General features: G+C 72.5%; 17 protein-coding genes. 3 read left to right on the plus strand and 14 right to left on the minus strand.

Features of this window, described 5'->3' with window-relative positions; all coding sequences use genetic code 11:
* Nucleotides 1–31: 31 nt before the first annotated feature.
* The 5 genes from IE118_RS13130 to IE118_RS13150 all read right to left on the minus strand — a co-directional run bounded on the left by IE118_RS13130 (nt 32) and on the right by IE118_RS13150 (nt 8701).
* Nucleotides 32–1915: a caspase family protein gene (locus IE118_RS13130; protein WP_189557986.1), complete on the minus strand. Its 1884-nt coding sequence runs from the start codon at nt 1913–1915 to the stop codon at nt 32–34.
* 67 nt (nt 1916–1982) lie between these two features.
* Nucleotides 1983–5813, minus strand: a complete 3831-nt coding sequence (locus IE118_RS13135) for a CHAT domain-containing protein (RefSeq protein WP_189557987.1) — start codon at nt 5811–5813, stop codon at nt 1983–1985.
* Nucleotides 5810–6604 (minus strand): hypothetical protein, encoded by a 795-nt coding sequence (locus IE118_RS13140; RefSeq protein WP_189557988.1) that lies wholly within the window; start codon nt 6602–6604, stop codon nt 5810–5812. Before IE118_RS13140 ends, IE118_RS13135 begins: the two co-directional genes overlap by 4 nt.
* Nucleotides 6580–7749, minus strand: coding sequence for a TRAFAC clade GTPase domain-containing protein (locus tag IE118_RS13145; protein WP_189557989.1), 1170 nt, complete (start codon nt 7747–7749; stop codon nt 6580–6582). The genes IE118_RS13140 and IE118_RS13145 overlap by 25 nt, the downstream gene beginning before the upstream one ends.
* A 190-nt stretch (nt 7750–7939) precedes the next feature.
* Nucleotides 7940–8701, minus strand: coding sequence for a Crp/Fnr family transcriptional regulator (locus IE118_RS13150; RefSeq protein ID WP_189557990.1), 762 nt, complete (start codon nt 8699–8701; stop codon nt 7940–7942).
* Between the two features lie 399 nt (nt 8702–9100).
* Between IE118_RS13150 and IE118_RS13155 the strand changes: the two genes are divergently transcribed.
* Nucleotides 9101–9670, plus strand: a complete 570-nt coding sequence (locus IE118_RS13155; RefSeq protein WP_189557991.1) for a hypothetical protein — start codon at nt 9101–9103, stop codon at nt 9668–9670.
* A 145-nt stretch (nt 9671–9815) separates the two neighbouring features.
* On the opposite strand, the gene IE118_RS13160 is transcribed toward IE118_RS13155, so the two are convergent.
* Nucleotides 9816–10124 (minus strand): transcriptional regulator, encoded by a 309-nt coding sequence (locus tag IE118_RS13160; RefSeq protein ID WP_229846790.1) that lies wholly within the window; start codon nt 10122–10124, stop codon nt 9816–9818.
* Between the two features lies 1 nt (nt 10125).
* A complete protein-coding gene (locus tag IE118_RS13165) occupies nt 10126–10539 on the minus strand; it encodes a hypothetical protein (protein WP_229846791.1) in 414 nt (137 codons plus the stop codon).
* A 335-nt stretch (nt 10540–10874) separates the two neighbouring features.
* Here IE118_RS13165 and IE118_RS13170 point away from each other — a divergent pair, with 335 nt between their 5' ends.
* Nucleotides 10875–12656, plus strand: coding sequence for a lysyl oxidase family protein (locus tag IE118_RS13170; protein WP_189557992.1), 1782 nt, complete (start codon nt 10875–10877; stop codon nt 12654–12656).
* Between the two features lie 78 nt (nt 12657–12734).
* Here IE118_RS13170 and IE118_RS13175 read toward each other — a convergent pair whose 3' ends face one another.
* The 4 genes from IE118_RS13175 to IE118_RS13190 form a co-directional block, all read right to left on the minus strand.
* Nucleotides 12735–14159 (minus strand): non-reducing end alpha-L-arabinofuranosidase family hydrolase, encoded by a 1425-nt coding sequence (locus IE118_RS13175; protein WP_189557993.1) that lies wholly within the window; start codon nt 14157–14159, stop codon nt 12735–12737.
* 261 nt (nt 14160–14420) lie between these two features.
* Nucleotides 14421–14591 carry a hypothetical protein gene (locus tag IE118_RS13180; protein ID WP_189557994.1) on the minus strand — a complete coding sequence of 57 codons (171 nt, stop codon included), beginning with the start codon at nt 14589–14591 and terminating at the stop codon, nt 14421–14423.
* 35 nt (nt 14592–14626) lie between these two features.
* Nucleotides 14627–14821: a hypothetical protein gene (locus tag IE118_RS13185; protein ID WP_189557995.1), complete on the minus strand. Its 195-nt coding sequence runs from the start codon at nt 14819–14821 to the stop codon at nt 14627–14629.
* A 107-nt stretch (nt 14822–14928) separates the two neighbouring features.
* Nucleotides 14929–15753, minus strand: a complete 825-nt coding sequence (locus IE118_RS13190) for an SDR family NAD(P)-dependent oxidoreductase (RefSeq protein ID WP_189557996.1) — start codon at nt 15751–15753, stop codon at nt 14929–14931.
* A gap of 171 nt (nt 15754–15924) precedes the next feature.
* Here IE118_RS13190 and IE118_RS13195 point away from each other — a divergent pair, with 171 nt between their 5' ends.
* Complete coding sequence (locus tag IE118_RS13195) at nt 15925–17760, plus strand: thiamine pyrophosphate-requiring protein (protein ID WP_189557997.1); 1836 nt, start codon at nt 15925–15927, stop codon at nt 17758–17760.
* 51 nt (nt 17761–17811) lie between these two features.
* Here IE118_RS13195 and xynA read toward each other — a convergent pair whose 3' ends face one another.
* The 3 genes from xynA to IE118_RS13210 all read right to left on the minus strand — a co-directional run bounded on the left by xynA (nt 17812) and on the right by IE118_RS13210 (nt 22718).
* Nucleotides 17812–18522 (minus strand): endo-1,4-beta-xylanase XynA, encoded by a 711-nt coding sequence (gene xynA / locus IE118_RS13200; RefSeq protein WP_189557998.1) that lies wholly within the window; start codon nt 18520–18522, stop codon nt 17812–17814.
* 746 nt (nt 18523–19268) lie between these two features.
* Entirely contained in the window at nt 19269–20597 is a 1329-nt protein-coding gene (locus tag IE118_RS13205; protein ID WP_189557999.1) for a class I SAM-dependent RNA methyltransferase, read from the minus strand.
* A 75-nt stretch (nt 20598–20672) separates the two neighbouring features.
* The gene (locus IE118_RS13210) at nt 20673–22718 is read right to left on the minus strand and encodes an APC family permease (protein WP_189558000.1); all 2046 of its coding nucleotides are present in this window, start codon (nt 22716–22718) and stop codon (nt 20673–20675) included.
* Between the last annotated feature and the right edge of the window lie 125 nt (nt 22719–22843).

A 22843-nucleotide genomic window follows, 5' to 3' on the forward strand; every position in this document is an offset into this window, starting at 1 on the left:
CGGTCCACGGGTCTCGGTCGGTCCACGGGCTTCACGGCGAGGGCGGCCCGGGCGGGGACGGCGGCTCGACGACGGCGTGCCAGCCGAACACCCGGTAGCGCAGCGCCCCGACGGCGTCCGGCAGGCGTGAGTCCCTGACTCCCTCGCACACCTCGTCCAGCAGCGCGCTCAGCGCGGCGGGCTCCGCGCCTCGGCGGCGTGCGGTGCCGCCCAGCGGGCTCAGATCCATCTGGCGGTCACCGACCAGCAGCAGCACGCTCTCCGGGCGGCCGCCGCCCCCGGCCGGCACGTCCTCCGGCCACCACAGGTCCACCGGTCCGGATTCCCAGTGGAGCAGCCCGGGTGTCCCGGCCGACGGTTCCATGGCGACGCCGCCGGGCTGGTCGTGGGTCACCAGCGACGTACGGCCGCTCAGTCCCACGCCCAGCAGCCAGACGTACAGCGGGACGTCGGCGCGGCCGGTCACGGAGACCCGGTAGCGGTCCCCCGCCCGCAGCGCCCCGCCCTGCCGGAACGCACGGAAGTCGAAGCTGTGCGGTGTCGTCTCCACCTCGACGCGGGCTGCCAGGTCCCGTGCCGGGAAGTCGTCCGTTCCGGGATCGAGGGCGAGCCGGCGCAACCGCTCGCCCCGCGCGACCGTCTCCAGCAGCCCGACGATCCTGCGGGCCGCCTCGGACGGGGTCTCCGCCGGGCCGGGCCCGGCCCGGTGACGGCGGTAGGGGCGCCCGTCCCCGTCGGTCACCTCGAGCCGCCCCTCCTCCGCCCGGACCCGGCACAGGGCCTCCCCGCGACGGCCGGTCTCCTCCAGCCTCGGGGACGAAGCGAGCCGCTTGCGGACGGCGTCGGCGGCCGGACCGCGCGCCTCGACGTGGACGGCCTGACGCGTGTGGATCCGCAGGGGCAGCGCGTAGGAGCCCGGGGGCAGCGGGCCGTCGGGGGCGCCGGGCGGCGGCTCCAGGACGGCGTCGGCCAGGTCGACCGCCGTGACCCGTGCCTCCGCCTCGCCCTCGGGCCGCGTGCCGCCGGCGGGAAACACCAGCCGCACGCGGTCCATGGCCCGAAGCCCGAACAGGGCGCCACCGGTGACGCGCAGGCCGCCCGCCTCCGCCCGCAGCGGCAACCGCTCGGACCAGGCGGGTGTCCGGAGCGAGAAGGGCAGCCGCCCCGACGGGCCGCCCGCGTCGGGCCGTTGGAGCGCCCCCGTGAGTCCGACGTGGTCACGGACGCGGGCCATCAGCACGGACCAGGGGACGGGACGGGAGCGGAAGTCCTCCAGGGCCCGCGCCAGCGCGGCGGTGAACAGGCCCTGCCGCTCGTCCTCGTAGGCGACGCCCAGCCGCTGGCAGGCGAAGAGCCGCACGACCCGCGGGTCCGGCAGGCTCACCGCGGTGGTGAGTCCGGCCGACCGGGCCACGCCCGCGTCGGCGGGGACGTCGCTCCTGACGGACCTGATCCGCCGCCTGCCCGGGGCACGGGCCATCCCGCCGGAGTGGCAGCAGTCCAGGACGCAGGTGACGTTCGGGGTGACCGAGGTCAGGCGCCGCAGCACCGCGGTGAGTTCCTCGGCCAGATAGCCGCGGAAGTCGGTGGCGGTGCTGTCGTCGTGGTCGCTGGGCACCAGGTACTGCAGGTGGGCGGGCGTGCCGGGCCGTCGCTCGCGCAGGTCCCGGGGAACGGGGAGGAGTGAGCCGTGCCCCGAGTAGTAGACGACGACCGCGTCGCCCTCCTTCGTCTCCGCGGCCAGTCGCGCCAACGCCTGCTTCATGCCGTCGTAGGTCGTCTCCCCGGCTGTCCGGCGGACGCGCAGGTCGGTGAAGCCCCGGCCGGCGAGCAGCCGTTCCATGACGGCGACGTCCCGGCCCACGCCGCTCAGGCCGTAGGTCTGGGCACCGATCAGCAGGGCACGCTTGGTCACGTCGGTCTCCTCGTCTGTCCGCGGCGGATCTCGGGGCGCCGGGGTGTCCGGGACGCCGGTCCGCCGCTCATGGGCCCACGTGGACGAAGGGCGCCCAGTGGTTCGGGTGGTTCGGGTCGGTCGTTTCCGGGACCGTGCGAGGGCCGCTGTCACGGGCCCGGGTGCGGGTGCGGGGGCCGGTGGCGTCCGCCGCGTGTCCCGCCCGCTCGGCGAGCCGGGCGTACTCCTCCTCCCGCTCGTCGAGGGAGGCCGCGCGGACCTCGCGCTGCGCACGGGCCAGCGCGGTGCCCACCGGCGGGCGGTCCGCCGAGGTCAGGTGCCGGTACATGCGTGTGATCACCAGGCATCCGGTGATGTCGTCGACCGGCCAGAGGGAGACCACCGCGTGGCGGGCCCCGCTGATCACGGCCGTGCGGGTCAGCCCCAGTACGTCGCCGCCGGCCGTCGCGGTGCCGCGTCCGGTGTCGCAGGCGGACATCACGACGAGTGCGGGGTCGAGGTCCGGGCCCAGCAGGTCGTCGACGCCGAGGTGGTCGGGTCCGGCGAGCGCCATACGGCTGAGGTAGGGGGTCAGTTCCCGGACGTCGCCATGGGTCGCCAGGTGCAGTACGGCACAGCCGGCGCCCTGTGCCAGGACGCTCCGCCGGTCGGCGTCCGGCCCGGTGAGCACCCGGTGGCGGGGGAGCATCCGGGCGAGGGCGGTGACCTCCGTCAGGGTGCCGGGCAGAGGGGCGAGTCCGCGTTCGGGGGCGGTGGCGGGGGCGCCGACCAGCAGCGCCGGCGCCTCCCGCCAGTCGGGGTCGGGGTCGGGCGGGCGGTGACCGGGCCGGGTGAGCAGGGAGGCCGCGGGCAGGTAGGAGACGTCGTGGGTCAGGCCGAGGACCTCGCCGTCCCGCAGGGGAAGTGCGTGGAAGGGCACCAGGGCCAGCGGGGCGGGCGGCACGACCAGGACCCGGTGGTGCCGCGACAGCAGCGGGGTGCAGAAACCGAGCAGGGCGTCGGCGAGCACCCGCCCGGCTCGCGTCACGTCGGTGCCGGACGCGCACGCCGCGTGGAAGCGGCGGGCCGTGGCCACCAGGTCGTCCGCCGGACACCGGCGGCGGGCGGCGTGCAGCCCGCCGCCGGTCACCGCCCAGCAGAGCAGGTCCGCGTCGGACAGGTGGTACTGGAGGAGCACGGTGTCCGGTGGCAGAGCCCGCGCCACGGCGTCGGCGTCGGGCACCGCGCGGTGCCCCCATCGGGCGGCGAGGGCGGCCGGGGCGAGCCGGCGCACCCGGTCCTCGGCCGCGCCGAGGTCCTGTTCCGCCTCGGTGAGGTGGGGCCCGTACGGTGCACCGCTCGTGCCCGCCTCGCCCGCCGGCTCCGGGCGGTGCGGTGAGGCGCGGCCCGTCCCCTCGTCACGCAGGGCGTCCGCCGCCTCCTCGAACCGGGCGGCCCAGCGGGCTTCCGCCTGGAGCCAGCCCCGCACCGCCCGTCGCGCGGCGGGCTGTCCGGCGGCGCTGTCCAGGGTGTGCACGGCTTCGAGGAAGCCGGAACGGGTGCGCTCCACGGTGGCGAAGGCCAGGGCCCGCCCGCCGGGGAGGTCCCACTGGGACAGCACGGCCGTGTGGTGGAGGCGGGCCACCACCGGGTCGTCGGCGGACGCCGCCCGCAGGGTGTCCCGGCCCATCCGGGACCGGTGTTCCTCGAAGACGCCGATGGCCTCCGCGGCCCGTCCGGCGGCGCGCCCCGGGTCGCCGAGGGCGAGTGCCGCCTCCGCCTCCACCGCGAGCACTTCCCAGGGCCTGCCGGGTCCGCTGCCGCCGGATCCGGTACCGCCCGGCCCGATGCCGTCGGGTCCGGTACCGCCGTACCCGGCGTCTCTGGGCCCGGTGCCGTCGAGTCGGGTACCTCCGTACCCGGTGCCGCCGCCGTACACGGTGCCGCCGCCGTGCCCGGTGCCGTCCACTCCCGTGCGCCGTCGCGCCGTGGCTGCCCGCTCGGGCTGTCGCAGCCGTAACCGGAGTGCCGCCGACTGCAGTGCCGTGAGCGCCCCCCGGGCCTCCAGCTCGTCCGCTTCGGCGCGCGCCTGCTCCAGCCGGCCCAGCTCCACCAGGAGCGCACAGCGCGCTGACGACGCCGGGGCGCCCCGTGCGACCAGCGCGGCCGCCTCCCGGGCGGTGTGTTCCGCCGCCTCCGCCGGCAGCCCCGCCGCCCGGTGGCGGCGCAGCCGGTGCAGGATCTCGACGGCGTGGGTGGAGTGCAGACCGGTGCGCACCGCCGCGAGGTGCTCACGCACGACCCGCTCCGCCGCCGCGCCCGCGTCCGTTCCGCCCCGCAGCCGCTCGCCGAGATCGATCACCCGCGCGAGGCGGGGCCGCGCGGCCGCCACGAGGTCCGGGTCGCCCAGTCCGACCGCCTCGTGGAGGAACAGTTCGGCCGCGAGCACCGTCGACAGCCAGCTGCTGACCATCGGGACCGTCACCCGGCCGCGCGCGGCGCCCGGCCCGCCGGCGGCCCAGATCTCGTCCTCCAGTTCTCCCTCCCGGCCGCGCAGGGCGAGGTCGGCGTGGACGAGGGAGGCCAGGCGGTGCCGGGCGTCGTGGTACGTCCCCGGCGAGCCGGTCATCGGTCCGCCTCCGAGCGGCCGGCCGTCGGCCGGGGGCCACCCGCGGCGCGGGGGACGGACCGGTCGCGCGCCCGCCGCCGGGACCGCCTCCGCGAGCCGAGCCGCCAGGTCGCCGGCCTCCCGGCCCCGGACGGCGTACCCGTGCCGGGTCCATTCGCGGGCCCGCGCGGCGACCAGGCCGGCCGTCCCCCTCAGCCAGGAACCGCTGCCCGCGGTCCCCGCCCAGTGGCGGACCTCCTCCACGTCCGGGCCGGCGTGCGGCCGGCCGTCCTCCACGGCGTCCAGCACGCGGTGCACCCGGAGCAGTGCCGCGCACGCCCCGTCACCGGCCGCCGCGGCCAGGGTGAGTGCCCGCTCCACGCACGCGGCACGGTCGTCGGGCCGCCGGCGCAGCCGGGCCACATGGGCCAGGCGCAGCGCGGCCGCCGCCCGGCCGCGGGACGCTCCGGCCTCGCGGAACAGGGCGTCGGCCGTCGCGTAGTACCGGGTGGCGCGGTCGAGTGTCCTTCGCCCCGCGGGAACGGGCAGACGGCGTTCCGCCGCTCCGGGCGTCCCGAGTTCCGCGTCGCCCGCCAGCAGCGACGACAGCGCGGCGAAGGCCGGGTCCCCCGGGACGAGCCGCAGCGCCTCCCGGCTGAGCGCCTCGCCCCGGCGCCGGTCCCCGGCCCGTGCCCGCAGGTCTCCCGCGACCAGCAGGTGGTAGGCGACCGGGGCGGCGAGGCCACCCTCGCTGATCTCCACCGGCACCTCGTCGAACCAGCGCGGGGCCTCCTCCGCCTCCGCGGCTCCGCCGACCGCCTCGACCACCTCGGACGGCTGGGCGTCGATGATCCGTCCGTTCTCCACGACGGCACGCGCGACGAACACGTCGGGCAGGTGACGGGTGGCCAGGAACGCGGCGAGCCGCAGTCCCGGATCCCTGGCGAGGACGGCCAGACGGCCACCGGTTCCACCCACCGCCCCCAGCAGGGCCGCCTCGTCCCCGGGCGGCAGGGCCCAGGTGACCGCGCCCCCGGGCGCCCAGTTGACGTCCGTGGCGGTGGCCGCGGTCCGCAGGGCGCGTGTCACCAGGTCGTCGTAGGTCTCCTCGGGGACGGGGTCGTCGAGCGCGGCCAGCGCCCGTTTGGGCTCGCCGGCGGCGAGGGCGGCCCCCGCCGTCAGCCAGCCGCGCACGGGCTCGGCCCAGGCTTCCGGCCGGACGGCGACGGGATCGACGCCGCGCAGGTCGGTCATCAGGAGCTGGACGAGCAGCCGGATGCCGTCCGCGGTGTGCGCGCCCTCGTAGGTCACTTGAGCTTCCTGACGAGGAAGGCGATCAGGGCGCTCAGCACGACCGCTCCGGCGGTTCGCGCCAGCCGCCTCCCCGGTCCTTTTCCGCCTTCGCCAGGCGGTTCAGATGATGATCCAGCCACCTTTCCACCTGCTCCCGGTGCTGCTCCCCGGCGGCCAGCAGGCTGTCGACCAGTGCGCAGACCGAGAGCCGACCGGAGAGCGGACAGCACGGCCGGGACGAGTCGCCGGAGCCACGACGGTCGAGGGGCCCGAAAGGGCGGCAGTGTGCTCACCGCCTTCGGATACGGATCGAGGTCCTCGATCCGCAGGGTCTCCCCGGTCTCCGGGGCCTCGAACGACGGGCAGGGGGTCACCGGACGTGCGGCCGTGTCGGCGTCGAAGAACGCCCGTACGTCGGCCACGCACCGCCGGTGCACTTCGTCGAAGAGCTCCCGCGTGGCCGGCGGACCGGAGGGCGTCCTGCAGACGACGCCCTCGATCAGCGGGGTGCGCCGGGGCCCGCTCATCGCGTACTCGCCGTCCCGGCCCACGTCGGCGGCCTTCAGGTGGACGATCCGGTACAGCAGGAACAGCGGTACCGCCCCCGCTCCCCGGTACTCACGCCGGTAGACCGCGTCCTCCGTGGGCTCACCTTCCGTCACGTCGTGCAGCAGCGCGTGCCGGTGCGCGTCCACCAGGAAGTCCGGGGCGGCCACGACGCGGAAGCCGGTGTTCACCGACCGGGTGATGGCGAACGGCCAGACGTGTACGGGCGCCGAGTGCTTCATGCCGTGCGTGCCGTCGTCCACGACGCCTCCCCCTCGACGATCCGTGAGCCCGGGTACTCGGCCTCGAACGCGGTCAGCCTGGCGTGGAACACGTCGACCAGGCCGTTCAGCGCCTCCTTCTCGGAGGTGGCCCTCAGCAGGTGGTCGCGCAGCTGCGTGATGTCCTGTTCGACCCGTTCGCCGTAGGCGGCCACCTGTGTCTCCACGTAGTGGAGCACCGCGTCGGCCATGTGGTCCCGTACCAGCCGCATCAGGGGCGACCGCATGGCGGCCGTGTGCAGGACCGTCCGTACCAGCGGCATCCTGTCGGCGACCATGCGCACCCACGCGAGCCGCCGGCCGCGCTGGTCGATCTGCTGCGACTCGGGCGGCGCGTGCCGCTCCATCTCCTTCAGCTGGGCCTCGAAGAGGTCCAGCAGCACCGCCATGAACGGGATCTCCACGTTCAGCGGTGCGGGGAATCCTCCCTTCTTGACCATGGTCATGCCGTCGGAGGCGAGTGCGGCGAAGTCGAGCCCCACGGAGCTGACGGGAATGAAGCGCACCGTCCTGGTCCTGTCCAGCGACAGCAGGGTCTCGACGGTGTCCCGGAAGTCGGGGTGCCGCATGAGGCGGTCGCGGACGGTCCGCACCGTGTGGCCCGCCCCCGCGAGGACGTCCCACTTGGTGATGACGAAGTGCACGACGGCCCGGCTCCTGAGCATGTGACTGAAGACGGCGACGAGGTCCTCCATCAGCCGCAGGTCCCCGTCCAGGAAGCGCAGCACCTTGACCCCGTCCAGCAGGACGAGGAGGAACTCGGACTCCTCGATCCGGCCGAGGACCCGGTCCCCGGCTTCCACCCGGCCGTCCGGCTCGGTGAGGTGCTCACCGGAGTAGTCCAGGTAGGTGAGGGAGAACGGGCTGTAGGTCTCGTCGCGGGCGGTGCGCACGGAACAGGTGAACTCCCACTCCGATATGTCCGCACGACGTTGGGGGTCCGGCCAGGCGTCGGGGCTGGTGATCCGCTGGTAGACCTTGTTCAGCCTGGTCGACTGCTCCGGCGGCAGCTGGACGTGGAACCCCAGGTCCGGTCGGGGGATGGCCAGTCTGCGGAACAGACTGGCGAGGTAGACGGTCTTGCCGGACTCGGCCGGGCCGAGCACGGTGACGGGAATGGTCGGCATGCGGTGCCTCGCAGTGGCTTCGCTCGCTCAGTGATCTCGTTGGCGCACCAGCGAATACGGCGAACCGTGCGCGACGCTCCCCCGTACTCCTGGCAGTAGTGAAGCGACCCGGCGGCCGCGCGAACCGGTCGCAGTGCGGGTTCGGGGCGACTCCGTCCGGGAAAACGTTCCGGCCGGGCGTGCCGCACGCTCAGGGCAGGCCCGCGATGCTCCGCAGGGCGGGAACGGAGTGGACGGTGAGGCGGCGGCGTCCGTAGCCGATGGCTCCCGCGGCCCTCAACTCCCGCAGGGCGTGCTGCACACGACGCTCCCGCGCCCCGATGAACTCGCCCCACTCGGCCTGGCTCAGCCCCGGTCTGACCGACGTCCCCTCCGGTGTCGGGACCCCGTACTGCTCCGTCAGGTCCAGTACCGCACGGCACAGCCGGGCGATGACGGGACCACGCGTGAACTGCGTACGGCGACGGACCGCGGTGCGGCTGCGATGGGCCAGGCTCCGGCTGACGGCCGTACCGGCGATCCGGTGCCGGGCCAGCCAAGCCAGCCACTCGTGCTGCGAGACGCGCCGCACGGACACCCGCTCGGCCGCCGTGACCGTGGCCGAGCGGGGCTCGTTGTCGAACGCCGCGGTCTCGCCCGTCACGTCACCGGCGGCTCGTATGTCCACCAGGGAGCTGACCCCGTCGTCGTCGGTCGTCGTCACCTTGGCGAAGCCCTTGAGGAGCACGAGCACGAACGTGTCGGCGGCGCCTTCGAGCAGCATGATCTCGCCGGCCTCGTAGGTGCGTGCGGTGCCGGCCCGCAGCAGGGCCGCCTCCGCACGGCCCGCGGAGCCCTCCCGCGCCCCGTCCGGACCCTGCAGCTCCCCCAGGAGCGTGCCCCGCACATACCCGGCCGGTGCCCGCCCCGTCTCCCACCCGTGCTCCCCGCCCGTCTCCCGCACACCGAGCACAGCGTCCCCCTCCCAGATGGCCGGCTCCGCGAGGAACCGTATCCGGACACCGGGACATACTGCATGAGATGTGAACTTACGTATGAGATGGCGCGGTTCTGTCCGGCTGGGACGCCGAAGCCGACCGGTCCGCGACCGTCCGCCGCACACGTCCGACGCGACGTCGAGCCGGACGGCCGATCTCACCTGCCAGAGCCGACATTTGATGAACTGTCAACATATAGTCTCAGATTCAGCTCAAAATTTGATCTTGCGCTGGTTACGGTGCCGATCATCATGATTATCTGATCTTGCACGGGATGCCGGGGGGCATCGCGCCGCCGCGGCCGACCGGTCGCGGCACCGAACCGTGCCGAATCATCCGGGCCTGAGCCCGAATCCCCTGACCAAGGACCTGATATGAAGCTGTCTCGCCACACCGCGCTCGTGTCCGTCGTCTGCGCCGCGGCCGTCGCCTTCGGCGGCATCGGCACCGCCCATGCCGCCGGCCCGGCCCCCAGCACCGCGGCAGTCGCCACGGAGGAAATCCCTCAGCAGCAGATCGACGAGCTCGCGAAGTACCTCGAGGCGATTCACGAGGGGGAACTGCGCACGGCCGACGGCCAGTTCGACCGCGCCGCCGCTGTCTCGTCGTTCGGCGTCGAGTTCGCGAACGCCGTCGAGGCCGAACTGAAGAACCGGAGCACGGCATCGTCCGCCACGAAGACTCCCACCATGAGCGCGGCCGCCGCCAAGAGCAAGGACAGCTACGGCAAGTGCCTGCTCAAGGCTGTCGGTCTCGGCGGCCTCGGCGGGGCCACGTCGGCCATCATGAACAAGCTGTCCGAGAAGAAGTGGTCGGACGCGGCGCGTCTGATCACCAAGGAGGCCGCCAAGCGCGGCGTCAAGATAGCCGTGAAGGGTGGAGTCGTCGGCCTGGCCGCCACCCTCGCGGCCAGCGGCATCTGGTGCGCCACGCCGTGGGCGTGAGCCCCCTCGCGCTCGCCGCGCCGAGACGCCGTCGACAGCGCGTGGCCTGAGAGCGTGAACGGGTGGACCGGAGCGGGCTCCGGTCCACCCGTCCGGGCGGGACGGCCGTTTCCCACCTCACGCGTACGGGCTCACGCGTACGGGGTCATCGGCCGAGGTCCGACTGCACGACCTTGCGCAGTTCCCCGAGGTACTCCTCGAACCGCTCGCGCCCCGAGGGCGAGAGCCGGACCCTGGTGACCGCGTGCCGGCGTTCCCGGAACTTGGCGATCTCCACGAGACCTTCCTTCTCCAGGATCCCCAGCTGGCGGGACAGCTCCGACGTCGACAGCTCCAAGGCGGCCTGCAACTCGGAGAAGTTGACCTGCTGCACCTGGCGGAGCGCACCGAGAATGGCGAGCCGGTTCGGCGAATGCATCACCGTCGACAGACGGGTGCGCGGCTGCGGTGTCACGCTAGCGCCTCCAGCGCAGGACGAGGTAGACCGCCAGCACGACCGCCGGCACCGCCGCCGACACGAACGCGGCAGTGGTGTCCGCGGGGTTGTCCCACAGCACCTTGAGCCCGGGGATCGCCAGCGTCACCGGCGCGAAGAGGAACACGGCCTCCTCGGCCCTGGTGTGCGGCCTCCGGCCCGGCGCCCTGAGGTGGAACCACCGCCAGCGCAGTACGAGTGCGAGCGCCCCCGCGAGGACGGCGCAGCCGAGCAGTACGGGAACGCGGTTCACGCTCGACACCGCGAGCACCGCAAAGAGTGCGACCGCCGACAGCACCCCGAGCGCGCGTTCGCCCGGTGAGCCGGCCTTCGCCAGCGCCGGAGCCTCGTCGATGACCCGCAACTGCTCTGCGGCGTCCGGTTCCTGCCCCATGGGCGACCTCCATCCATTGCGTTACGTCACCAGAGTACGCATCTAGTTTCCAAAAGTGCAACTGGATGCGTTCAGTGGAACCGGACGAGGTCCGCGCCCTCCGTTCCGCCCGGCGTCACGTACCGCGCGCCACTCGACGCGGGCATGGGCCAACTCCGGCTGCCGGTGCGCACTTTTTGGACAAACTGGGGGCCGTCCGAGCGGGTGGAGTCAACCCGGAGGGCGCCCGCCGCCTCTCACGGTCCGAACGAACGCAGCGGCCTCGTCAGCCAGTTGGGGTCGCAGGGCTCATCCAGGTTCGACATCGCACCCGAAAGCCGGAAGCACGAGGACTGATGACCAGACTCCAGCAGAGCCGCACCAGCCGTCTGACCCGCCCCTCCCTCGCCATCGCCGCGGCCATCGCCGTGACCGCGGGCGTCGTCGCCGCCGCGCCCGACGCGCAGACCGCGGAGCCGACGCCGAAACTCAGCCTGATCGCCGCGTCCACCTCGGTCACGCTCGACTCGTGGAAGGAGGAGCCCGGGGTCTACCTCGACCTCGGGACGTACCTCACCTCCGAGAACGGCGCCTTGGAACTCAAGGTGACCCGCAAGTCCTACAAGGACCCGGTCGTCGCCGCGCAGATCCTCCGCGACGGCAAGAAGACCCGGACCAAGGCGCTCCCGGCCGGGCTCGTGAAGGACTTCACCGGACTGCCGGACTTCACGCGGATCACCCTCACCGACGCGGCCGGCGCGAAGGTGCTGGAGACGACCGAGGCGTTCTGCCCGAACAACGCCTCCGGGCGGGTCCGGCCCGACGCCCCCGCCAACTCGAAGTATCCCGAGAGCTGCCCGACGAACCCCTTCACCCTGGGCTCGGTGTGGGGCGTCGAGAACGGCTGGGCGTCCAACACCTACGCCGGGTACTACACCAAGCCGGTCCAGCTGGCCGCCGGCACCTACACCGCCGAGATCGGCGTGACCGAGAAGTACCGCAAGCTCTTCGGCATCGCCGACAAGCCGCAGACGGTCAAGGTCGTCGTGCGCGAGCGCAGTTGGGAGGACCCCGCCGGTTCCGCGGCCCGTGGTGCGGCGAAGTCCACCACCTCCGGGCACGACGCCCACGCACAGCACGGCGGTCACGCGCAGCACGGCGGTCACGCGCGGCACGACGCGCACGCCCGGCACGGCGCCGCGGCCGACGCCCCGGCCCCCGGTGCCGCGACGAGCGGCGCCGGCCCCTCGTTCAACGCCGGCCACGGGCCCTACCCGTCGGCTCCGCCCGCCCTGCCGTGGGCGCTGAAGCGGAAGTCCCTGGGGCGGCAGGCCCTCACCGCCGCCGAGCCCGGTGACGGTCCCGGAAGGACCGACGGTTCCCGGCAGGCTCCGGGCGCCCTGCCCAACGCGAAGCGCCCCACCGGCAAGGCGTCCGTGCCCGACGTCCCGAAGCCCGACCTGCGCTCGCTGCCCGCGTACGGCATCACCGTCAGCGACGGCTACGAGGAGGTGCCCGGCAGGGACTACCTCGCCTTCAGCGCCAACGTGTGGAACGCGGGTCCGGCCAAGCTCGTGGTGGACGGCTTCCGCTCCCCGGGCAAGGAGGTGATGGACGCCTACCAGTACTTCTACGACGCCGACGGCAAGCAGGTCGGGTACACCCCGACCGGCGGCATGGAGTGGGACCCGCGTCCCGGTCACGAGCACTGGCACTTCCTGGACTTCGCCAGTTACCGGCTGCTGTCGGCCGACCAGAAGGAGACGGTGCGCTCCGGAAAGGAGGCGTTCTGCCTCGCCAACACCGACGCGGTCGACTACACGGTGAAGAACGCCTCCTGGCACCCGGGCAACACGGACCTGTCCACCGCGTGCGGCTCCGAGAACTCCATCTCCGTCCGCGAGGTGCTCGACGTCGGCTCCGGTGACACCTACACCCAGGACCTGCCCGGCCAGTCCTTCGACATCACGGACCTGCCGAACGGCACGTACTACATCCAGGTCCTCGCCAACCCGGAGAACCGGCTCAAGGAGACCGACCACGGCAACAACAGCGCGCTGCGGGAGGTGGTCCTGGGCGGTGAGAAGGGCGCCCGTACGGTGACCGTTCCGCCGCACCACCTGGTGGACGCCAACTGACCCGCCCGTGACGCACCGGGGCGGCTCCGGCCGCCCCGGTGCTGTCCGGGACGGCCGGTGCGGTCCGGGACGGGCCGGTCAGCGCCGCAGGGTGAGGACGCCCGGCCGCCACGGCAGCCGGTTGTACTCGCCGCCCGCGTTGGGGTCCTTGCCCTGGTACAGGAACTGCAGGTTGCAGGGGTCGACGGTCATGGTCTGGTCGGGGTTGTCGCGGACCAGGTCACCGTGGCTGATGTCATTGGTCCAGGTGGCGCCGCTGTTGGCCTTGCCCGCGAAGGGGTTGCTCTCGCTGGCGGCCTGCGGGGTCCACGACCCGTTCAGGCTGGAGGCCGTGAAGGAGCGGAAGTAGCGCCCGTTCGCGCCCATCGCCTCGACGATCATGAGGTACTGGTTCTGGCCCTTGACCTTGTAGACCTGCACGCCCTCGAAGAGGTTGGCCTTCGTGTCGCTCATGATGGTCGTGTACGACGAGCCGAAGTTGCCCGGGAAGTTCCCGATCGGCATGCTCGCCCGGTAGATCTTGCCGTTGTCACCGGCGAAGAACAGGTACATGTTCTGGCCGTCGGCGATCAGGGTCTGGTCGATCGGGCCGGTGTCGGAGCCGGAGATGCTCCCGGTGAACAGCGGCTGCGGTGCGGACCAGCCGTTGGGGTTGGTCGGGTCGCTCGACGTGCGGTAGATGAAGGGCCAGGAACCCCACTGGTACGCCAGCACCCAGATGTTCTTCGGAGCGAAGTAGAACAGCGTGGGCGCCACCGCGGCCTGGTTCATCCCGGTCTGGCGGGCCGACGCCATGTCGGACCAGTTGGTGAAGGGGCTGAACATCATCGAGCCGTAGGTCGATCCCGACACGTTCGACGCGTAGACCAGGTGCCTGCCGTTGTGCGTCACGGTGGTGAAGTCCTTCACGGCGGCCCACCCGTTCGCGGGCTGGGCCAGGACACCCGTCGACGACCACCGGTACGTCGACGGCAGCGCGCACCCGCCGTCGGTCGGCGGGTTCGGCGCCAGACCGGTCCACTTCTGGTGGGCACCGCCGTTGCACGTCCCGAGCTGCACCGCCGTGCCGTTGGCCGTGCCGGAGCCGGCGGCCTCCAGGCACAGCCCGGACTGCACGCCGACGACCGTGCCGTCGGAGTTCACCCGCCACTGCTGGTTGGCGCCGCCCGAGCAGCTCCAGATCTGCACCCGGGTGCCGGGCGTGGTGGCGTGGCCCGGGACGTCCAGGCACTTGATGCCGTACACGGTGAGCCGGCCGTCGTCCGTCGACGTCCACTGCTGGTTCGTGCCGCTCCAGCAGTCGTAGAGCTGCAGGGACGTGCCGTCCGTCTGGCCGGCGCCCGTCACGTCGAGACACCGGTTCGAGCCGGCACCGCGTAAGGCGCCGGTGTCGGCCGCCTGAGCCGGGGTGGAGACGAGCAGCGCCGCCAGCGCCGCGAGGGCGGCGACGACGGCGGCGAGCACCGCGGACGGATGCCTGCGGCGGAAACTTCGACTGGGCATGGGCCTTCCCTACCTCGAGTGGCTGCATTTCTCATGGACATGACATAAACACGTTCGACCTGTCGAACAAAGTCCGATCCATCGAGCAACCCGAGAATAGGGATCCGGCGACCGGCGTCAACCCTTCTCGCAGGATTCGCCTGCACCCTCGAAACATTCGCGCGTCCCGGGGAGCCGCCCGGTCCGGGAAGAGAGAGCGCGCGCCGGCCCCGGCGGACGGTTCACACGCGTCCGCCGGGGCCGGTCCGCCGGCCGGCGGTGTCAGCTCTCGTCACGCACGTCGTCCGGGCCGAGCCCGGCTTCCTCCATCGCCTCGCGCAGGGTGCGTCCGGTGGCGCCGTCGCCCTTCTCCGCGGTCGTCTTCTCGTCCGACGTGTCGATGACCTCGTCGGTGGACGTCGTCTTCGGGCGGTTCTCCTCGGGAACGGTCACGAGTTCTCCTGGTCCGGTGTTCCGCAGGACGGTGCTCAGGCCGGGTGGTCCGGCTGCTGCTCGGGAGGCGTACCGCCGCCCTCGCCTCCGCCCTTGTTCCCGCGGTCCGTGCCGTGGGCGCGGCCGCCGTCCCCCTGGCCGGGCTGTGCCGCCTTGCGGGACTGGCTGTCCTGCGGAGTGCCCGCCCCCTTGTCACTGCGCCGCAGTTCGGGCTGTTGCGGGTTCGACATCGGCTCTCCTCCTTGTTCCACCTGTTCGCCGGAGCGCTTGCCGGTCACCCGGGTACCGCGCCGCCCGCGTCCGATGCGTGCACCGGGGAGTTCCCGGCTCGTTCCCGCTACTTGGGGGTCCTGCCGGTCGCCGGTCCGGCGTCCGGCTCTCCGGTCCCGGGTTCCGCCAGCCGTCGGTGGGCCGCCGCCTTGACCCCGTCGGGCAGCACCTTCCCCGCCAGTTCCTGCGCCTTCGTCTTGAGCGACCCGGTCACGGTCTTCGTCTCGCCCTTCACGATCGCCTCGAACGCCTGCTCGGCCACCTGCGCGGGATCGTCCTTCTTCATGGTGCCGACGCGGGTGTCGTCCGCCATGCCCGCCCGGCGGAAGAAGTCCGTGTCCGTGGGGCCCGGCATGAACGACGTGACCGTCACGCCGGTGCCCTTCACCTCTTCCGCCAGCGCCTGGGCGAAGGACTGCACGAACGCCTTGGAGGCGTTGTAGACGGGCTGGAAGGAGCCGGGCATCGTCGAGGCGACGGACGAGGTGAAGGCGATCCGGCCCACGCCGCGCGTGACCATGGCCCGCAGCAGCGGCTTGGCCAGCCGGACGGTGGCGGTGACGTTGAGGTCGATGACCTCCTGGTCGTCGGCGAGGTCGGTGTCGACGAAGGCGCCGCCCCGGCCCACCCCGGCGTTGAGGGCGGCCACGTCGACCGTCAGACCGTCCAGCGCGTCGAGGAGCCGGAACCGTCCCTCGCCGGACCGCAGGTCGGCCCGCACGGCGCGGACGTCCGCACCTGTCTCCCGCAGTTCCTGCGCGGCGCTCTCCAGCCGCTCGTCCTCGGCGTTCACCACGAGGTCGTAGCCGTGGAGCGCGAACTGCCGTGCCAGTTCACGCCCGATTCCGCTGGACGCACCGGTGATCAGGGCGAGTGGGCGTGTGTCAGTCATGGCGGACGGGTATCCGCCGCACCTCCCGCCACGCCTCCGCGGCGGCGTTTCCCGCGGAGCCGCACGGTTACCCAGGGAGTGTCGTGTCCCCACGCGCCCCGCGCGGGGACGCGTGGCGCACCGGCGGGAACGGAAGCGGAGTCCGCAGACGGGACAGGGAACGGAGCTCGTATGGCCAGCACGAAGGTGTCCGACTACATCCTCCAGCGGCTGCGCGAGTGGGACGTCGACCACGTCTTCGCCTACGCGGGCGACGGCATCAACGGGCTCCTGGCCGCCTGGGGACGGGCGGACAACCGGCCGAAGTTCGTACAGGCCCGGCACGAGGAGATGTCCGCGTTCCAGGCCGTCGGCTACGCGAAGTTCTCCGGCAAGGCCGGCGTGTGCGCGGCGACCTCCGGACCGGGCGCCATCCACCTCCTGAACGGGCTCTACGACGCCAAGCTCGACCACGTCCCGGTCGTGGCGCTGGTCGGGCAGACCAACCGCAGCGCCATGGGCGGCTCCTACCAGCAGGAAGTGGACCTCGCCGGGTTGTTCAAGGACGTCGCCTCGGACTTCTGCGAGACGGCGACGGTGCCCGAGCAGTTGCCGAACCTCATCGACCGGGCCTTCCGCACCGCGTACGCCAGGCGCACCGTCACCGCGGTCATCCTCCCCGGCGACGTGCAGGAGCTGGACTACAGCCCGCCCACGCACGCCTTCAAGATGGTGCCCTCCAGCCTCGGCCTGGGACGGTACGCGCCGGTCCCCGCCGACGAGGACCTCCAGCGGGCCGCCGACGTGCTGAACTCCGGCGAGAGGGTCGCCGTCCTCATCGGCCAGGGTGCCCGCGGCGCCCGCGCCGAGGTCGAACAGCTGGCCGACGTGCTGGGCGCCGGCGTGGCCAAGGCGCTGCTCGGCAAGGACGCCCTGCCCGACGACCTGCCCTACGTCACCGGCGCCATCGGGCTGCTGGGCACCCGCCCCTCCCACGAGCTGATGCAGGAGTGCGACACCCTGCTGATGATCGGCTCCAGCTTCCCGTACACGCAGTTCCTGCCGGAGCTGGACCAGGCGCGGGCGGTGCAGATCGACATCGACCCGCACATGATCGGCCTGCGCTACCCGAACGAGGTCAATCTCGTCGGCGACGCCCGCGAGACCCTGCGGCGACTGCTGCCCCGCCTGCACCGCAAGGACGACCGCGCCTGGCGGGAGAAGATCGAGAAGAACGTCGCCCGCTGGTGGGAGGTCATGCAGCGCCGCGCCGCCGTCGGCGCCGACCCGGTCAATCCCGAGTACGTGGTCCACGCCCTGGACGGCAGGCTGCCCGACGACGTGATCCTGAGCGCCGACTCCGGCTCGGCCGCCAACTGGTACGCCCGGCATCTGCGGCTGCGCGGCCGGATGCGCGGCTCCCTGTCGGGCACCCTGGCGACGATGGGGCCCGGGGTGCCGTACGCCATCGGCGCGAAGTTCGCCCACCCCGACCGTCCCGCCATCGCCCTGGTCGGGGACGGCGCCATGCAGATGAACGGCATGATGGAGATGGTCACCGCCGCGAAGTACTACCGGGAGTGGTCCGACCCGCGGCTGATCGTCGCCGTGCTCAACAACGGCGACCTCAACCAGGTCACCTGGGAGATGCGCGCGATGTCCGGCGCCCCCCAGTTCGAGGAGTCGCAAGCCATCCCCGACCTGCCGTACGCCGACATCGCCCGGAACATCGGCCTGGACGGCGTCCGGGTGGAGAAGCCCAAGCACGTCGAGTCCGCCTGGGACCAGGCCCTCGCCGCCGACCGGCCCTTCGTCATCGACTTCCGCACCGACCCGGCCGTCCCGCCGATCCCACCGCACGCCTCACTCGACCAGATCGAAGCCGCGGCCACCGCGATCCTCAAGGGGGACAGCGACCGCGGCTCCATGGTGAGGCAGGGCTTGAAGGCGAAGGTCCAGGAGATGCTGCCCGGCACCCGCCACCGCGCCGACCGGCCCGGCGCCGGCCCGCACGACAGCGCCGGATAGGACGCGCGACCGGCAAGCGTGGGGTGCCCCCCTTTGTCCGCCGGACAGAGGTCAGCCGCTGACGGTGATGTTCGAGCTTCCGCTGCTCCGGTAACCCTCGGTGGCCATGATCATGTAGTACCTGAACTGGCCCATGTTCATGCCCGCGCGGGACCACGCGTCGAAGTGGTTGCCGGTGGTGATGGTGCCGGAGCCGCTGGTCACCTTCGACTGCCGGACGCTCCAGTACTGGTCGAAGGTACGGGTGCCCTCGACGGAGGGGGCGTTGTACCGCGTCGTCTTGTAGATGTCGTACGTGCCGCCGTCGCTGTGGACGGTGCCCCGGTACTCGCCGGTGGGCCGGTAGCTGCCCCAGTTGTCGACGATGTAGTACTCCACCAGCGGGTTCGAGGTCCAGCCGTAGAGGCAGCCGTAGCCGTTGCCCGACGGGTTGAAGTAGCCGGTGTAGCGGACCGTCCTGCGCCCGCCGGTGTTCCAACCCTTGCCGGCGACGAAGTTGCCGCAGTTGGTCCACCGGGTGCTGTAGCTGCCGCCGCCGTTGAGCGTCATGGAGACGGAGCCGCCGCCGTCGGTCCAGAACGAGTAGTACATGCCGTCGTAACCGGTCTGATTGGTGGTGATGGTGGTGGCGGCGTGGGCGGTACCGGGCAGCAGCAGTCCGGACGCGGTGGCGAGCGCGACGGTGCCGGCGCCGCCAAGGAAGCCTCGCCGGCTCAAGCCGCCGAAGGAAGCCGGGTTCTGCTGGTTCTGGTCACGCTGCATGCGTCCTCCCGATGAAGGCTGGTGGGGGGCGAGCGGCTTGTGCTGCCCGCTGCCTTGCTTGGAACACGGCGGGGTTCACCCGTCGTCGTGCCGCGACGACCGGCCGCCCTCGCCGCTCACCTGACGCGGAAGGAACGACGGTCTCCTGTCGCTCGGTGGCCACAGTTTTCGTAGCACGCCATGCCCCTGTCAACGCTTTCGACAAGCTTTCGGAAACTTCACCCTCACCCCGGAAGCTGTCAGTACGCGCCTCTTCCCTGTTCAGACCACCTGTCACGCCAACCTGTACGAGGGGCGGAGCGAGTGGAGAAAGGGAGACAGCGAAAGCATGGGCATGCCACTCGAATCTTTCGAACGCTCACGAGGGTGACCACGGCAGTCCTCACGGGGAGTCGCACGCATGGCGGGACTCTCGGCGTGTGTTCCGCCGCATGGACCCTCTCGAGGCCGCACACGGGGTGGTGTGGGCGCCCGGCCGTGCTCGTGCCCCCGGCCCGCCCGCGGCCGGATGCTGAACGGAGCTACGGCAGGTGCCCGGACTCAGGCGACATCGGCCTCGGATGTGAGACTGGCGGGAATGCGCCGTCGGTGTCGTGGCTGTGCCGACCATGGTGCCCGGGCCGGGCCGGACATGGCCGTCGTGGCCGGACGGGCCGCCACCTCCGGCTCTGGTCGGTGGCGGACCGGTCCGGTGAGCAACGTCCTCCAGCCCCGGACCGCGGTGCTCACCGCGGTCCGGGCGCAGCTCAGGACCCCTTGGCCGCGGGTTCGAGGATCGCCACGCACTCCACGTGGTGCGTCATCGGGAACAGGTCGAAGACGCGCAGCGTCCGCACCCGGTACCCGCCGTCCCGGAAGTACGCCAGGTCCCGGGCGAGGGCCGCCGGGTCGCAGGCGACGTAGGCGATGCGGCGGGCGCCCAGCGACGACAGGTGCTCCACGGTCTTGCGGCCGGCGCCCGCGCGGGGCGGGTCGAGGACGACGAGGTCGACCTCGGTGATGCCGGTGCGGGGCAGGACCGAGTCGACCTTGCCCTGCTCGATGCGGACGCGGGGGAAGTCCGCGAGGTTGTGGCGGGCGTCCTCCACGGCGCGCTTGCCGGACTCGATGCCGAGGACCGCGCCCGTCTCACCGACGCGGTCGGCCAGGGCGCCCGCGAAGAGGCCGACGCCGCAGTAGAGGTCGAGGGCCATGTCGCCCTTGCGGGGCAGCAGGCCCTGCATGACGGCGGTGACGAGGGTGTCGGCGGCCTTCGGGTGGACCTGCCAGAAGCCGCCGCCGGCGACCCGGTGGGTGCGGCCGTCGGCGCGTTCGCGGACGAAGGGGCGGCCGTGGACGCGGTGCAGCTGCCCGGAGCGCTCGTCGACGCGCATGACCGAGACGGGGCGGTCCAGCTCGACCAGGGGGAGGCGGGCGCCGGGCTTGGGGGTCAGGACGACCTGGCGGTCCTGGGAGCCGGTCGCGGCGATCGCCTCGACGGAGTCCATGCCCGTCCAGTCCCGCTTCTCGATGCCCAGCTCGCTGACGCCCTCCGCGGCGATCATGCAGTGGTCGATCGCCTCGACCTCGTGCGAGCGGTGCCGGCGCAGTCCCGCCCGGCCGTCGGCGGTGACGGCGTACTGGACGCGCGTGCGCCACGCCGGGACCTGGCCGGCGGGGACCTTGTCGCCCTCGGCCGGCATCACGGTGCCGTCCCAGCCGGCCTCCTCCGGAGTGAGCCCGGCCAGGCGCTGGAGCTGCTCGGCGACGACCTCGCCCTTGAGGCGCCGCTGGGCGCCGGGCTTGGCGTGCTGCCAGTCGCAGCCGCCGCAGCGGCCGGGGCCGGCGAACGGGCAGGGGGCGTCGATGCGGTCCTTGGAGGCGTCCAGCACCCGTACCGCGTCGGCGCGCAGGAAGCGGGCCCCCTGCTCACCCTCGGTGACTTGGGCGACGACCCGCTCACCGGGCAGGGCGTGCCGGACGAAGAGGACCTGGCCCTCGGAGGTGCGGGCGATGCAGTGGCCGCCGTGGGCGACGGGGCCGACCTCGACCTCGTACTCCTCCCCCACCAGTGATTTCCTCGGTTCTGCCTGCATGGCGGGGTGACTCCACAACATCGGGAACGGGCGGGCCCCGGGGCGGTGGGCCCCGGGCGGCAACAGCCCACCAGTCTACGTGTGCGGGGAGGAGTCCTTCGCCCGCTCCTTCGGGCCGCGGCGCACCGAGCCGGGGGCGGCCCAGTCCTGCCGCTTGCGGGCCCGCTTCTTGGCGGCCTCGGAGGATTCCAGCTGGTACGGCACCGAGGTCACCATCACCCCGGGCGTGAACAGCAGCCGGCCCTTGAGGCGCAGCGCGCTCTGGTTGTGCAGCAGGTGCTCGTACCAGTGGCCGACCACGTACTCGGGGATGATGACGGACACCACGTCGCGCGGGGCCTCCTTGCGCAGGCTCTTGACGTACTCGATCACCGGGCGGGTGACCTCGCGGTACGGGGAGTCGAGCACCTTCAGGGGCACGTCGATGCCGCGCCGTTCCCACTCCTCGCGCAGGGCCCTGGTCTCGTCCGGGTCCACGTTGACGCTGAGCGCCTCCAGGGTGTCGGAGCGCATCAGCCGGGCGTAGGCCAGCGCGCGCAGCGCGGGGCGGTGGATCTTGGAGATGAGGAGGACCGAGTGGACGCGGGAGGGCCGCACGCTGTCGTCGGTCGGGGTGTCCGGGGCCGCGATCTCCTCGGTGACCCGGTCGTAGTGCCTGCGGATGGCCGTCATCGTCGCGTAGAAGATGCACATCCCGAGCAGCGCGACCCAGGCGCCGTGGGTGAACTTGGTGACGAGGACGACGACCAGGACCAGGCCGGTGAAGAAGGCCCCGAAGGTGTTGATGGCCCGCGACCGGATCATGTGGCGGCGCTTGACCTGGTCCTTCTCGGTGACCAGCAGGCGGTTCCAGTGCCGGACCATGCCGGTCTGGCTGAGGGTGAAGGACACGAAGACGCCGACGATGTAGAGCTGGATCAGCCGGGTGGAGTCGGCTCCGTAGATCCACACCAGCAGTCCGGCGGCGCCCGCGAGCAGCACGATGCCGTTGGAGAAGGCGAGGCGGTCGCCGCGCGTGTGCAGCTGGCGGGGGAGGTAGCGGTCCTGGGCGAGGATCGAGCCGAGCAGCGGGAAGCCGTTGTAGGCGGTGTTCGCGGCGAGGAACAGCACCAGCGCGGTGGCGGCGGCGAGGATCATGAAGAGCAGGCTGCCGTGGCCGAAGACGGCCTCCGCGACCTGGGAGATGACCGGGTCCTGGACGTAGTCGGGGCCGAGCGGGACACCGTCGTGGATCAGGTCCTTGGCGGGGTTCTCTGCCATGCGGACGTCGGTGGCGGCGGCCAGCGCGATGATGCCGCAGAACATGGTGACGGCGAGGGTGCCCATCATGGCGAGCGTGGTCGCCGCGTTGCGCGACTTCGGCTTGCGGAAGGCGGGGACGCCGTTGGAGATCGCCTCGACGCCGGTGAGCGCGGCGCAGCCGGAGGAGAAGGCGCGCAGGAGCAGGAAGACGAGGGCGAAGCCGGCGAGGCCGGGGTGCTCGGGTTTGATCTCGAAGTCCGCGGTCGGTGCCCGCATCTCGTCGCCGAGCACGACCGCGCGGAAGGACCCCCACGCGATCATGAGGAAGACGCCCGTGACGAAGACGTAGGTGGGGATCGCGAAGAGTGTGCCCGACTCCCTGACCCCCCGCAGGTTCATCAGGGTCAGCAGCACGATCACGCCGACGGCGCAGGCCACCTTGTTCTCGACGACGAAGGGGACCGCCGAGCCCAGGTTCTCGATGCCGGCGGAGATCGACACGGCGACGGTGAGGACGTAGTCGACGAGCAGGGCGCTGGCGACGGTCAGGCCGGCCCTGGGGCCGAGGTTGGTGGTAGCCACCTCGTAGTCGCCGCCGCCGCTCGGGTACTCACGGACGTTCTGCCGGTAGGAGGCGACCACGGTGAACATCAGCACGACGACCGCCACGGCGATCCAGGGGCTGAAGTGGTAGGCCGACAGGCCCGCGATGGACAGGACCAGCAGCACTTCGCCGGGGGCGTACGCCACGGAGGACAGCGGGTCGGAGGCGAAGACGGGGAGCGCGACGCGCTTCGGCAGAAGCGTTTCCCCGAGCCGGTCGCTGCGCAGTGCGCGCCCGATGAGAATGCGTTTGGGCACGTCGGTCAGTTTGGACACAAGAGTGGATCGTAGGCCGTCGGACGACGGGCGGCCCACCCGCCACCCAGATCCATACGGGGTCCATACGGCCTCTGCTCTCCGGGTGAATTCACCGGGGCTCGGGGTGCGGATTCCGCAGGTCG

It is taken from the genome of Streptomyces pilosus, from assembly GCF_014649835.1.
GTDB classification, from domain to species: Bacteria; Actinomycetota; Actinomycetes; order Streptomycetales; family Streptomycetaceae; genus Streptomyces; species Streptomyces pilosus.

What these genes read in the sequence shown, in the direction of transcription:
- IE118_RS13145 (WP_189557989.1), bottom strand. Translation starts at nt 7,749, where the DNA reads ATGCCGACCATTCCCGTCACCGTGCTCGGCCCGGCCGAGTCCGGCAAG.
- IE118_RS13155 (WP_189557991.1), top strand. Translation starts at nt 9,101, where the DNA reads ATGAAGCTGTCTCGCCACACCGCGCTCGTGTCCGTCGTCTGCGCCGCG.
- IE118_RS13165 (WP_229846791.1), bottom strand. Translation starts at nt 10,539, where the DNA reads ATGGGGCAGGAACCGGACGCCGCAGAGCAGTTGCGGGTCATCGACGAG.
- IE118_RS13170 (WP_189557992.1), top strand. Translation starts at nt 10,875, where the DNA reads ATGACCAGACTCCAGCAGAGCCGCACCAGCCGTCTGACCCGCCCCTCC.
- IE118_RS13175 (WP_189557993.1), bottom strand. Translation starts at nt 14,159, where the DNA reads ATGCCCAGTCGAAGTTTCCGCCGCAGGCATCCGTCCGCGGTGCTCGCC.
- IE118_RS13185 (WP_189557995.1), bottom strand. Translation starts at nt 14,821, where the DNA reads ATGTCGAACCCGCAACAGCCCGAACTGCGGCGCAGTGACAAGGGGGCG.
- IE118_RS13190 (WP_189557996.1), bottom strand. Translation starts at nt 15,753, where the DNA reads ATGACTGACACACGCCCACTCGCCCTGATCACCGGTGCGTCCAGCGGA.
- IE118_RS13195 (WP_189557997.1), top strand. Translation starts at nt 15,925, where the DNA reads ATGGCCAGCACGAAGGTGTCCGACTACATCCTCCAGCGGCTGCGCGAG.
- xynA (WP_189557998.1), bottom strand. Translation starts at nt 18,522, where the DNA reads ATGCAGCGTGACCAGAACCAGCAGAACCCGGCTTCCTTCGGCGGCTTG.
- IE118_RS13205 (WP_189557999.1), bottom strand. Translation starts at nt 20,597, where the DNA reads ATGCAGGCAGAACCGAGGAAATCACTGGTGGGGGAGGAGTACGAGGTC.